Source organism: Streptomyces sp. NPDC048417 (genome assembly GCF_040651615.1).
Lineage (GTDB): Bacteria > Actinomycetota > Actinomycetes > Streptomycetales > Streptomycetaceae > Streptomyces.
In genome coordinates this window covers 1-12,483 of the sequence record NZ_JBEZKI010000025.1, presented here as the reverse complement: position 1 = coordinate 12,483, position 12,483 = coordinate 1, and the positions used below count along the sequence as shown (strand labels likewise).

The 12,483-nt window shown below is 70.4% G+C and carries 12 protein-coding genes; 3 read left to right on the top strand and 9 right to left on the bottom strand.

Going from position 1 to position 12,483, the window contains the following annotated elements:
• Positions 1-32 precede the first annotated feature (32 nt).
• Positions 33-1,103, top strand: a complete 1,071-nt coding sequence (locus tag AB0D59_RS34120; RefSeq protein ID WP_362573972.1) for a Gfo/Idh/MocA family oxidoreductase — start codon at positions 33-35, stop codon at positions 1,101-1,103.
• Positions 1,103-1,603 (top strand): heme-degrading domain-containing protein, encoded by a 501-nt coding sequence (locus AB0D59_RS34115; protein WP_362573969.1) that lies wholly within the window; start codon positions 1,103-1,105, stop codon positions 1,601-1,603. The genes AB0D59_RS34120 and AB0D59_RS34115 overlap by 1 nt, the downstream gene beginning before the upstream one ends.
• Before the next feature lie 108 nt (positions 1,604-1,711).
• Here AB0D59_RS34115 and AB0D59_RS34110 read toward each other — a convergent pair whose 3' ends face one another.
• The 4 genes from AB0D59_RS34110 to AB0D59_RS34095 form a co-directional block, all read right to left on the bottom strand.
• Positions 1,712-2,569, bottom strand: a complete 858-nt coding sequence (locus tag AB0D59_RS34110; protein WP_362573966.1) for a fumarylacetoacetate hydrolase family protein — start codon at positions 2,567-2,569, stop codon at positions 1,712-1,714.
• A gap of 129 nt (positions 2,570-2,698) precedes the next feature.
• Complete coding sequence (gene yidC / locus AB0D59_RS34105; protein ID WP_362573964.1) at positions 2,699-3,403, bottom strand: membrane protein insertase YidC; 705 nt, start codon at positions 3,401-3,403, stop codon at positions 2,699-2,701.
• Between the two features lie 98 nt (positions 3,404-3,501).
• Positions 3,502-3,822, bottom strand: a complete 321-nt coding sequence (locus AB0D59_RS34100; RefSeq protein ID WP_362573961.1) for a DUF6412 domain-containing protein — start codon at positions 3,820-3,822, stop codon at positions 3,502-3,504.
• Between the two features lie 47 nt (positions 3,823-3,869).
• Positions 3,870-4,397: a helix-turn-helix domain-containing protein gene (locus AB0D59_RS34095; protein ID WP_362573958.1), complete on the bottom strand. Its 528-nt coding sequence runs from the start codon at positions 4,395-4,397 to the stop codon at positions 3,870-3,872.
• Positions 4,398-4,464: 67 nt separating this feature from the next.
• Between AB0D59_RS34095 and AB0D59_RS34090 the strand changes: the two genes are divergently transcribed.
• Positions 4,465-5,889: an MFS transporter gene (locus AB0D59_RS34090; protein ID WP_362573956.1), complete on the top strand. Its 1,425-nt coding sequence runs from the start codon at positions 4,465-4,467 to the stop codon at positions 5,887-5,889.
• Here the strand turns inward: AB0D59_RS34090 and AB0D59_RS34085 are convergent.
• The 5 genes from AB0D59_RS34085 to AB0D59_RS34065 all read right to left on the bottom strand — a co-directional run.
• Positions 5,886-6,263, bottom strand: a complete 378-nt coding sequence (locus AB0D59_RS34085) for a hypothetical protein (RefSeq protein ID WP_362573953.1) — start codon at positions 6,261-6,263, stop codon at positions 5,886-5,888. The two genes, AB0D59_RS34090 and AB0D59_RS34085, sit on opposite strands and share 4 nt — an antisense overlap.
• Positions 6,253-6,735, bottom strand: coding sequence for an Imm50 family immunity protein (locus AB0D59_RS34080; protein ID WP_362573951.1), 483 nt, complete (start codon positions 6,733-6,735; stop codon positions 6,253-6,255). Before AB0D59_RS34080 ends, AB0D59_RS34085 begins: the two co-directional genes overlap by 11 nt.
• A 97-nt stretch (positions 6,736-6,832) precedes the next feature.
• Complete coding sequence (locus AB0D59_RS34075) at positions 6,833-7,534, bottom strand: hypothetical protein (RefSeq protein WP_362573949.1); 702 nt, start codon at positions 7,532-7,534, stop codon at positions 6,833-6,835.
• Positions 7,535-7,640: 106 nt separating this feature from the next.
• Positions 7,641-8,189: a hypothetical protein gene (locus AB0D59_RS34070; RefSeq protein WP_362573946.1), complete on the bottom strand. Its 549-nt coding sequence runs from the start codon at positions 8,187-8,189 to the stop codon at positions 7,641-7,643.
• Positions 8,190-8,205: 16 nt separating this feature from the next.
• Positions 8,206-12,483: DUF6531 domain-containing protein (locus AB0D59_RS34065; RefSeq protein WP_362573943.1), on the bottom strand; the 4,278-nt coding region annotated here is incomplete at its 5' end.

The window sequence follows — 12,483 nt, the reverse complement described above, 5'->3', positions numbered from 1 at the left end:
GCTTTAGCAACAGCGTTGCCAAAGTGGGAGGCATGACAGCTGCCACTCCCCTCCGCGTCGGCCTCATCGGCTACGGCCTCGCCGGATCCGTCTTCCACGCCCCCCTGATCGCCGCCACCGAGGGCCTCGCCCTGGACACGGTGGTCACCTCGAACCCCGAGCGGCAGGCGCAGGCGAAGGCCGAGTTCCCCGAGGTCCGGACGGCCGCCACCCCCGACGAGCTGTTCGACCGGTCCGGCGACCTCGACCTGATCGTCATCGCCTCCCCGAACAAGACGCATGTCCCGCTGGCGACGACCGCGCTCAAGGCCGGCCTGCCGGTCGTGGTCGACAAGCCGGTGGCCGGCACCGCGGCCGAGGCGCGCGAGCTGGCCGCCCTGGCCGAGGAGCGCGGCCTGCTGCTCTCGGTGTTCCAGAACCGCCGCTGGGACAACGACTTCCTCACCCTGCGCGACCTCCTCGAGCAGGGCGAGCTCGGCGACCCCTGGCGCTTCGAGTCCCGCTTCGAACGCTGGCGGCCGCAGCCCAAGGGCGGCTGGCGCGAGTCCGGCGACCCGGCAGAGATCGGAGGTCTCCTGTACGACCTCGGCAGCCATGTCGTCGACCAGGCCCTGGTCCTCTTCGGCCCGGCCACCGAGGTGTACGCCGAGTCGGTCATCCGCCGGGACGGTGCCGAGACCGACGACGACACCTTCATCGCCGTCACCCACGCGAGCGGTGTCCGCTCCCACCTCTACGCCTCGGCGACGGCGGCCCAGCTCGGCCCGCGATTCCGGGTGCTGGGCTCGAAGGCGGGTTACGTCAAGTACGGCCTGGACCCGCAGGAGGCGGCGCTGCGCGAGGGCGAGCGGCCGGGCCCCGGATGGGGCGTCGAGCCCGACTCCCTGTACGGCAGGATCGGCGCCGGGGAGTCCCCGGTGACCGGCGGCGGCCGTGCCGTTCCCACTCTCCCCGGCGACTACCCCGCGTACTACGCGGCCGTGGCCGAGGCCCTGCGGGGCGAAGGCCCCAACCCGGTGACCGCGCTGGAGGCGGCCGCCGCCCTGGACGTACTGGAAGCAGCCCGCCGCTCGGCGCGAGACAAGGTGACGGTGACCCTCTGATGCACCACCCGCAGATCACTCCCCGGTCCACCCCCGAGCTCACCCCGTCGGTGGAGGAGCTGGAGAAGCAGGAACGCCTCCTGGTCTTCCGGCAGTTCACCTACGACGACGCGTGGGCCCTCGGTTCCCTGCTGGTGGAGATGGCACGGGAGCGGCAGGCCCCGGTGGCCGTCGACATCCACCGCGCCGGCCAGCAGCTCTTCCACGCGGCCCTGCCCGGCTCCACCCCCGACAACGACGCGTGGATCACCCGCAAGCGCCGGGTGGTGGAGCGGTACGGCTCCGCGTCCTACCTGGTGGGAGCCCGCTTCCGGGCGAAGGGCACGACGTTCGAGGAGTCCTCCCGCCTGGACCCGGACGAGTTCGCGGCCCACGGCGGCTCCTTCCCGATCACCGTGGAGAACGTGGGAGTGATCGGGACGGTGACGGTCTCCGGCCTGCCCCAGCTCCAGGACCACCGTTTCGTGGTGGAGGCCCTGGAGAAGTTCCTGGAGCTGTAAGCCCCGTCAGCTGTGCGCCCCTTTAGGGGCGCGGGGAACTGCGCGACCAGCCCGATCCGGCCGCCGGCCGACCGACCGCCGCAGTTCCCCGGCCTCCCAGCGGAGCGCCTACGCGTCCTTGAACTCCTGCCGCTGACGACCGAGCCCCGCGATCTCCAGCTCCACCACGTCTCCGCCCCGCAGGAACGGCTTCGGCTCGGGCGCCCCCAGCGCGACCCCCGCCGGAGTCCCCGTGTTGATGACGTCCCCGGGGTAAAGGACCATGAACTGGCTGACGTACCGCACGACTTCCGCGACCGAGAAGATCTGCTCGCCGGTGGTCCCGTCCTGCTTCAGCTCGCCGTTGACCCAGAGCTTCAGCGACAGCTGCTGCGGATCCCCGACCTCGTCGGCCGTGACCAGCCACGGGCCGAGCGGGTTGAACGTCTCGCAGTTCTTCCCCTTGTCCCAGGTCCCGCCCCGCTCGATCTGGAACTCCCGCTCGGACACGTCGTGCGCGACGGCGTACCCGGCGACGTACGCCAGCGGATCCTCGTCGTCGGCCAGATAACGCGCAGTACGTCCGATGACGACCGCCAACTCCACCTCCCAGTCGGTCTTCACGGACCCGCGGGGGACCAGCACCGTGTCGTTCGGCCCCACGACCGTGTCCGCGGCCTTGAAGAAGATGACCGGCTCGGCCGGCGGCTCGGCGCCCGTCTCGCGGGCGTGGTCGTGGTAGTTGAGCCCGATGCACACGATCTTGCCGATCCGCCCCAGCGGCGGCCCGATCCGCAGCCCGGTCGCGTCGAGCGCGGGCAGTTCCCCGGCCTCGGCGGCGGCGCGGACCCGGCCGAGCGCGCCCTCGTCGGCGAGCAGGGCTCCGTCGATGTCGTCGACGATCCCGGACAGGTCCCGCAGGACCCCCTCGGCGTCGAGCAGCGCGGGCCGCTCCGCCCCCGCCGTTCCGACTCGCAGCAGCTTCATGGTCGTCACCATCTCCCTTGATAGCGGGCGCCCCGCCGATGGGTGCAGCCATCGGAGGACTGGTCGATCCTCCGAGAAGACCTTGCAGCGGGCAATACCCTGTTCACGTACTGGACCGTACTCCCGCCCTCATCGATACAGCACGGCACGCTCGACGGCGCTCCACGTCGTGCTGGTCACCACGTACAGCGCGGCGGCCAGCGGCACCACGGCCACGGTGAACAGGGTGAAGTACGACAGGTAGGGCGTGACCTTGGTGACCGCGCCGAGCCCCGGCACCTGCTCGCCTTCCGTGCCGCTCAGGACCGCAGCCGCCGTCGTCCGCCTGGTGCGCAGGAAGGTGAAGGTGGCGACCGCGGCGACGAGGACGAACAGCCCCAGATAGACCGGCCCGGCGCCCCCGACCCCGTTGCCGAGGACGTCGACACCCCGCCCGCCGAGGGGGGCGCCCAGCAACGAGTGGTTCAGCAGGTTGTTGTCACGGCCGCCGATCGTGGAGTTGGAGAAGAGGTGGTACAGGAGGAAGAACGCGGGCAGTTGCAGCAGCCCGGGCAGACAGCCGGACAGCGGTGACACCTTCTCCTGCGCGTGCAGCTCCAGCACGGCCTTCTGCAGCGCCTCCTGGTCCTTGCCGTGCTTCTTCCTCAGCTCGGCGATGCTCGGCTGGAGCGCGGCCCGGGCACGCTGGCCGCGGGCGGCGGCACGGGACAGGGGATGCACGAGCAGTCGTACGAGGGCGGTGAACAGGACGATCGCGGCGGCGGCCGCGGAGGCGTGGAAGAACGGCTGGAGCAGGTCGGCGAGTTGCTCGACCAGGGCAGCGAAAACGGACATGGGTGGGAGCCCTCCGGGGGTCTCGTCGTGCCGTGGGTGAAGAGGTGGGACGGCATGACGACCCGCGCGGGGTCACCCGGAACAGGCTCTCGGGTGCCTTACGCGGTGGTCGCCGGGAGGGCGTGTCCGGGGGCTCGGGGGCGGCTGCGGCCCTTGGCGTCCGGGTCGCGTTGCGGCAGGAAGGCGGTACGCCGGGCCCGGTCGCGGATCGCGGTGCGGACCCGGGTGGGCGGCACGGCGGGTGCGGAGCGGGCCGCGCGGAAGGCGGCGACGGCGAGGGCCGAGCCGACGGCGGCGGTCGCGGCGAGCGCGACGGTGGTGAAGAGGCTGCCGGAGTCGAGCAGCAGGAGATCGAGCAGGAGGAGCAGCAGGACGGCGGCCGGACGGGGCAGCAGCACCCAGCGGCTGTTCACGCGCATGCTCGCTCCCCCCTCGCTGTTGTCACTGCCCCTGTTGTCACCGCCGTTTATACATGATCGGTTTCCAGCGGCTCCAGGAGCCTCTTGGGCTTCAGGAGCGCCCGGCTGACCGGATCGGCCGGGTCGGGGTCGAGTCCCGGTCCCGGCGCAATGAGAACGTCGGCGACGGGCACGACGGTTCCGCAGGCGGGACATTCGCCGTACGGACCGAGTTCGGTGCCGCAGTCCGCGTGCCGGAAGTAGCGCAGCCGGCAGTCCATGAGGTGCTCGCGCCCCCAGAGGGCGAGGGCGCGCAGCGCGGGGAAGAGCGCGATCCCTCGCTCGGTGATGACGTACTCGTCCCGGGGCGGCGACTCCTGGTACCGGCGCTTCTCCAGGATCCCCTCCTCGGTGAGCGTCCTGAGGCGGGCCGACAGGACGGCGCGCGGGATGCCGAGGTGGACGAGGAAGTCGTTGTAGCGCCGGACGCCGTAGAGCGCGTCGCGGACGACGAGCAGCGTCCAGCGCTCGCCGACGACCTCCAGCGCGCGGGCGATCGAGCACTCCTGCGTCACATAGTCCTTGCCCAGTGCCATGGGGACCACCTTAGTCAGTTCCCAGTCTTGGGTTCAATGAACGAACCGACGATGCTACGGTACTGCCATGGCTGAGTTCAATGAACGAACCCTCACTGAGGTCGAAGCGCCGAGTGGCCGACACAAGCCCGCGGCACCCCACCCCGACACGACGCCCCGCGCCCGCGCCACCCTGGCCCTGACCAGCGCGGCCACCGCCGTGAGCCTGATGACGTACACCGCGCCCGTAGTCACCCTCCGCGACACCGCGGCCGACCTGCACACCCCGGTCTCCGCCCAGGCCTGGCTGATCAACGGCACCCCACTCGGCCTGGCCGCCCTCCTCCTGGTGGCCGGCAGCCTCGCCGACGACTTCGGCCGCCGCCGGATCTTCCTGCTCGGCACGCTGACGCTGGGCATCACCACCGCCCTCGGCGCGTTGACCGACTCCACCTGGCTGTTCACGCTGGCCCGTGTCGCCCAGGGCGCGGCCAGTGCGGCGATCCTGGCGAGCAGCCTCGGCCTGCTGGTGCACGCCTTCCCGAGCCCACGCGGCCGGCTGCACGCGACGGGCGTGTGGGGTGCCTTTGTCAGCGGCGGTATCGCGACGGGCCCGCTCCTGGCGACCGTGCTGCCCAACTGGCGGGTGGCCTACGCCGTCCTGGCCGCGGCGACGCTGCTGGTGGCGGCCCTGTCACCACGGGCGCTCACCGAATCCCGCTCCCCGAGGGGCGGCCGCCCCGACATCCTGGGCGCCCTCACCTTCGGCCTGGCGCTGGTCTCCCTGGTGGCCGCGCTCACCCTGGGCCGCGACGGCTGGCTACGGTCAGAGGTGGGCCTGCTGTTCCTGGCCGCGGTGGTCCTCATAGCCGTCTTCGTCCTGGTGGAGCGCCGCACCACGACCCCCATGATCGACCTGAGCCTGCTGCGCCGCCCGAGCTTCCTGGCCTCCTCCGCCGGCGGCCTGTTCACGGGCTTCGCGGTGATCGGTCTCTTCAGCTTCCTGCCGGTCCTGTTCCAGCAGGTGCTCGGCCTGACCCCGCTGGACACGGCGTGGCTGTTCCTGCTCTGGTCCGGCCTGTCCTTCACGGTGGCGCTCCAGGCCAAGCGCCTGGCCGGCCGCGTCCCGCCCCGCCGGCAGCTGGCGGTCGGCTTCACCCTCCACGCGGCCGGCGTCCTGACCATGCTCGGCGCCATCGACTCGGGCTCCTGGCAACGCCTGCTGCCGGGCCTGGCCCTGGGCGGCATCGGCAGCGGCCTCCTGAACGCCGCCCTGCCCCTGCTCTCGGTCGAATCGGTCCCGGCGGCCCGTGCCGCCATGGGCTCCGGCGCCCAGCAGACCTTCCGCTACATCGGCTCCTGCGCGGGCGTCGCCCTGACGATCGCCATCGTGACCTCGTCGAGCGGCGGCCCGGGCCACGGCGCGAACACCGCCCTCGCGGTGTCGGCGGGACTGGCGCTGCTGGCGGCGGTGGCGGTGCTGGGGCTGCGGGAGCGGGAGCGGGAGCGCTAGAGGAAGCGGTACGACCGGCCCGGGGCGGGGGCGTCCTCGTCGACGGCCGCCTGGTCAGACCCCACCGGACCGGAACGGCGGCCACCGAGACGGGCACCGGCGGCCCGGAACCGGATCCCGGACTCCTCCCGCCCGAGCAGCACGTCGTACCCGCCCTCCTCCACCCCGGACACACGCACCCGCTGGGCCTCTGTGGCCCCCCACCCGGTGACCCGCAGGCCCTCGACTCCCGTGAACACCACATGGAATTCGAGCCCCTCGCTGCCCGCCCTCCGCCCGAACCCGAGGGTCACCGAGTCCTCACGCTCGTCGAGATGGACGTAGGACAGGGACCAGTCGTAGGCATCGAGGACCTCTCTCCAATCAGTGCTCATAGAAGGTCTTCTCATCGGTGGCGGGAAGGAAGGTGTACAGCCGTGAGTCGACCTTGCTGACGAACCGATGAGGCCCGCCGTCACCCCCGTCACCCCCGCATCGGAACGCACTCACATGCCGCACGGTCGCCCTCTCGTAGCACTCGAACCGCAGATCCACCCCTCTCCCCACCACCTCGACCCGCATCCGCCGCGCACCGGCGTCCCCGGCCCGCACCATCCGCACGTCCCCGACGACCGGCGGCTCCCACTCCGCCACCGCGATCGGCTCCACGGCGAGAAACTCCAACTGACACTGCACGGTGTCGGCATCGCCCCATTCCGCGGGCGGCGTCCGCGGGAATCCCGGCAGATCGATCCGCAACCGCACAGTCGGCCCACGCCAGTTGAGGTTGACGGAGCGGATCCGTACACCGGCCAGCGCATCAGGGAGCCCCTCCCCGTAGAGGGACCGCAGTACCTGCGCATTCACGAGGTGATCGTCCAGGGCCACGAGACCGCAGCCTCCTCGGAGATCTCAGACAGCGGTCTGTGCCGGAAGGCTTCGACGCTGTCGACGTACGCGCGGATCAAACGGTTCTCTCCAGCAGGAGGCGGGCTGCCGGGCGGCATGGCCGGCCGATCTGTGTGCACCGGCTCTCGAAGTCCGGCAGAAGCCAGCCTCGCCCCAGCAACCGTGGGTGAGCGGGGAACGCCGTGATCGCGGCCAGGACGAACAGCAGGGACGCCCACGGGGTGCGGAGCTGGACCGTCGTATACCGGCCGTTGTTGATGTTCTGGAAGCTGGTCTGGAAGACGTCCGGTGCGACGAGGTCGATGGTGTCGAGGCCGCCCCAGGCGAGGTCGAGCGGACAGTGCGGGTGACCGAAGTAGACCTTGCGTGTGGTGACGGTGATTTCGCCGGATCCGTCGGCCGTCCAGCGGAGTTGGGCGTCGTCGGCCGCCGCACGGCGCCGGGCGGAGTTGCCGATCGCCGAGCCGACCATGCTGCCGATCACGAACGCGGGGCTGCCGAAGGCGACGACGTTCTGGTGCGCGTAGCGGCCGTCGCCGGCAGCCCTCCAGGTCAGACGCTGCGCAGGGCCGACGGCCAGTGCGCGGTCACCGGGTTCGAGCCGGGCGACGGTGGCGACCAGCGGACGCCGATCGATCCGCCTCTCGATCAGGTCGGCGACGATGTCGCACGAGTGCCACAGATACTCGTCCAGCTCGGACCAGGCAGGTGAAGGCCCGTTGCCGGAAGGAGGCGGCGGGGCGAAAGGGTTGTCCACTGTCTCTCCGATATCCCCGTGCGGACGCATCGTCGGTGACCTTCGTCTGGCAGCCACCTTACTGACGGGTGGCCACGCGCATGCATACGAGGATCCGACGCCGAGTTCAGGGTGTGACTGCGGCGACCCAGCCATCGGCCCCGACAAGCCTCGGACCGCTCACCTCCTCACCGCCGGAGACGTATGCCAGCCAGCGCAGCTCATCGCAAGCGAAGAAGGACTCGCCCCATGTGTCAACCCAGATGACGGCTTCACGATCGCCCGAGGACGTCAGATCCCACCAGGCCCACCCCCGGAATTCGGATTCGGGGTCGAACTGGTAAAGCCATTCCTGAAGCTCCCACCGCCCCCCTCCGATCGCGGAGGCATAACGATCCATACCTCTTCTCGTGAAATCGGGCACCGCGCCCCCCTCACCGGCAGCGGCGAACCAGTCGGGAATCGCGTCGGCGGGAAGGTCCTCGCCGTCGAACGACTGCGACAGCGCCAGCCGGAGAGCGGGGTCCAGGACGGAGCACAGCCTCTCGTGGAACTCCGGAACCGTACCGCTGGTGCGCACCTCGAAGGCACACAGGACAGGAGGCGCGTCCTCCGGAGCCGGCCGGTCCGACAGCCTGGCTCTCTCCTGCTCGATGTCCTCGATTTCGTGAATCATTTCGGGGATATCTCCATCAGCTTTCCTGGACTATTCTGCCCGGATACTTCGCCACTTCACGCCTGAACTCATCGAGCATGCCACTGGGAATTCCATAGAGGTCGTCACCCATCGTGGGGTCCGAGATCTCAGGGCAGATCCTCTTGAGTTGTTTCCACTCGTCCTTGGTGAACCCCAGCCCGTCCGGCTGTTTCTGGGGGATCGCCGTCCTTCTGATCTGCTCCCGGAACTCCGACGAGATCTGGAATTCTACGATCTGCCCGCTCTCACCACGGAACCGTACCGTGTGTCCTATGTCCCCACTGAGGTTGACGTACAGCGCTCCCTTGCCAGTGATCGTGACCTTGCCGTCCTCGCCGATGTGGATCCGTCGGCTGAGCGGATGGTCCGTCTGTTTGCGGAATCCGGGAATCAGGTCTTCGCAGCGCGGGGCGAGTCCCAGTGGGTCGGTCCACGCGTGCGGGTTGTCGACGTAGGCGGACGGATTGGGAGCCGGTGCGAGGCCGAGGGGGTCGGCGGTGAGGTAGCGGGCCGTCTCCGGGTCGTAGTGCCGGTGGTAGTTGTAGTGGAGTTCCGTCTCCGGGTCGAAGTACTGGCCCGGAAATCGCAAGGGTGTGTACGTCGTGCTGCCGGACGTCCAGGTCGTCGTGCCCCACAGGGTGGCTCGGGTACGCCAGGCGACGCGGCCTGCTTCGTCGATCAGCTCGGTGGGGGTGCCGACAAGGTCGGTGACGATGGCGAAGAAGCGGTCGTCGATCTCGTCCTGCGTCGCCTCGGCCGCGCCTACGCGTTCGATCTGCGCGACCGGGTGCAGCCCCTTGTGGTCCCAGGTGAGGGTGACCGGGCGGGGCAACTCGACGGCGGAGGTGGTCTGTTCGCAGAGGATGGCACCGTCCCAGGCGAACGTCGTCCGCTCGACGACCGTGACGCCGTCCGTGGCCAGCCGCATCTTCGCGATGCGTCGCCCGAGCGGGTCGTACAGGTACTGCCACTGGATGCCGTCCGGCGTGGTGACCGAGGTGAGGCGGTCTTCGGTGTTCCAGGTGTAGCGCCAGGTGTCGGGTCTGCGGGACATACGGGTCTTCCGTCGCAACACGATGCGGCCTGCAGCGTCGTGCTCGTAACGAACGCTCCCGGCACGGGTGATCCGCGTACCGACGTAACTACGCGGGCCCGTGGCGTCGTGGCCTGCGTGCGTGTCCGGCCAGGCGGCGCTGGTCTGGTTGCCGGCCGCGTCGTATGTGTAGCGTTCCGTCCACTCCAGGGCGCGGACCTGCGTGACACGGCCGACGGCGTCGAGATCGAAGTGGCGCGTGCCGTTCAGTCGGTCATCGACGCGGACGAGGTGGCCGTCAGCCCGGTAGGCGTAGCCCCTCGCCAGGACCGCGTCGCCGGCGGCGTCGAGCACGGACTGAGCGGTGAGGCGGCCGCGTGCGTCGACGGAGCGGGTCAGCGTGGTGGTACCGACCGTACGCCCCAGTTCCTGGCCTGCCGCGTCGTGCGTGAAGCTGATCGTGTGCCCGCCGCTGGTCGCCTGGACGCAGTTTCCCGCAGCGTCGTGGTTCCAGGTGCTGACGACCCCGGTGGGCGTCGTACGCCTCGTGCGGCGGCCCATCAGGTCGTATTCGTAGGCGATGGTGCGACCGTTGACGGTTTCGGACAGCACCTGGCCTGCGACGTCGTACGTCCGCAGCAGGGTCGCTTCAGCCGTGACGGCGCCGGCGAGACGGCCCGTCGAGGTGTACGTGAACTCCGTGACCTGGTCGGGGGCGGTCTTTCGCGTGACCTGTCCGAGCACGTCCCGCTCGAACCTGCTGGTGTGGCCCAGGGCATCGGTGCTGGCGGTGAGACGCCCCGCGTCGTCGTGTTCGTAGGTGACGGTACGGCCGTCGAAGTCCGTCTCGGCCACGAGCCGACCTGTGGGGTCATACACGTAACTCCAGGTCAGCCCCCGGGGGTTGGTGACCCGTGCAAGACGAAGCTCGGTGTCGTACGCATAGGTGTGACGCACGCCGTCCGGCGCCGTGCGGGCGGCCAGCAGGTCGAAGTGGGTGTATTCAAACCGGGCGACCGCTCCGGCGGCGTCTTCGTGCGCGGTGCAGTTGCCCTCGGCGTCGTAGGCCCAGGTCTCACTGGATCCGTCTGCGCCGGTGCGCCGGACGAGCTTGCCCTCCACGGTCCACTCCTGGCGGGTCACGTGCCCGAGAGGGTCGGTGATCACGCCCGGGCGGCCGAAGGAGTCACGCGTGTATCGGGTGAGCGCCCCCAGAGGGTCGGTGATCTCGACGGGGAGTCCCGCGCCGTCGCACCGCACGCGTGTGGTGTGCCCCAAGGCATCGGTGACTGCGGTCAGCCGCCCCCTGGCATCGTGGGTGAAGCGGGTGGTGGCACCGGCCGGGTCGGTCACCGCGACGCGGTCGCCGTGCTCGTTGTACTCCTGACGCCAGACCGCGCCATCAGGTCCTGTGATGACGGTGGGCAGGCCGAGTGCGTCGTACTCGGAACGCAAGTCCCGACCGTCCGGGCGCACCACGGACGTCACACGGCCGTGCTCGTCGTAGCCGTACCGGCGCAGCGCACCCAACGGATCGCTGACCGAGGTGAGTTGGAGGTCCTCGTCCCATTCCTGCGCGATGCTGCTGCCGAGTGGGTCGGTCTCGCGGACGAGACGCAGGTTCTCGTTGTGTTCGTAGACTCGGGTGTGGCCGAGGGAGTCGGTCACACGGGTGGTGCGGCTGGCGTCGTCGTAGGCGAGGGTGGAGGCGAGGGCGTTGCCCGTGCCTCCGGTGGCGATCACGCGGCCCTGGTCGTCGTACCGGTACCAGTACGTGGTGTCGTTGCGGTCGGTCCAGGAGGTGATGCGGCCGTCCGCGTCGTAGGCGTACCGCATGGGCAGGCCGGAGGAGTTGGTCTCCCCGGCCAGGTGGCCGTGCTCGTCGTAGGTGAAGGTGAGCAGGGTGGTGCCGGTCCGGTCCGGCCGACCGGGGTCGAGCAGGCGCAGGCCGGTGATGCGGGAGCGGGCCGGGTCGTGGTCGAGGGCGATGCGGTAGCCGCCGGAGTGCACGACGGCGCCGGGGATGTCGCCTTCCTTGTACTCGACGGTGATGCGGTTGCCGTTGCGGTCGAGGATGTGCTGGAGGGGCAGGTCGACGGCGGTCTCGCCGGCCGCGGCGACCGGGGAGTGGAAGACGTGGACCAGGCCGGTGTCCGGGTCGGTGACACGGACCGCGCCGTCGGTCTCGGTGTCCCAGGACAGGGTCAGGCGCGAGCCGGGCGTCTGTGGGCGGACGGGGGTGTTGGTCTCCGGGTCGGGGACGGGGAAGCACAGGCGGGCGCCGTCCGCCGCCGCGTACACGAAGCCCTCCTCGTCCGCCTGGACGCGCTGGTCGAGCGTGGACGCCCAACTGGGCCCGAACCAACCGCCCCACCGGTACGACGAGACGTGCGTGCGTTCCAGGACCAGAGACAGCACACCCGGCAGGGACACGTCGGTGCGGGACAGGGCCATGTCGCCGGTCGCCACGTCGATCGGGTCCCGCACAAACGTCTTGATCAGGTTGCGGATCGAGGCGGGCAGCTTGTTGAATCCCGGGTTCAGCTTCAGCCGCTCGAAGGCCGCGCAGTCCAGCCCCATCGACTTGCTGAGCCTGGCCAGCGCCGCCGGCCCCAGCGCCTTCAACCCCTTGCCCAGCGCCTTGCCCAGCACCCCGAACCCGACGCCCATCACCGCGCCCTCAGCGAGGATGCCGGCCAGCTTCTCCGGGTCCTTGAACGCCCCCGGATCCTCCAGCAGCGTGCTGAACGCGGAGAACGTCGCGCCCTCCTTGGCCAGCCTGGCCACCTCGGCGACCCCGCGGATCTCCTTCAGCGCCTTCAGCGCCCGCTCCACCCCCCGGATGACCTCCATGATCCCGCGCACGGCGGTCCCGAGGGCGGTGCCCTCCTCCTCGATCCGCCCGACCAGCGCCAGCACCTTCAGCGCCCGCTCCCCGGCCATCAGCGTGGACGCCACCTCCGAGGCTCCCGCGGTCAGCACCGACAACGCGAGGCCCGCGATCTCGAACTCGACGATCTCCGCGAGCATCACGCCGATCTCGGACAGCAACTCGTGCGCCTTGTCCGCGAAGTCGTCCAGCGCCTTGGCACCCTCGCGCAGCGCGTGCGCCATCTCCGTGGCCTGCTTGCGGGCCGCCTTGGAACGCTTGTCGAACGCCTTGGCGGTCTTGCCCTCCCACTCCACGCCCCGCAGCGCACGCTCGGCAGCGGTCGCCGCGTCGTCCAGTCCCGAGGCCAG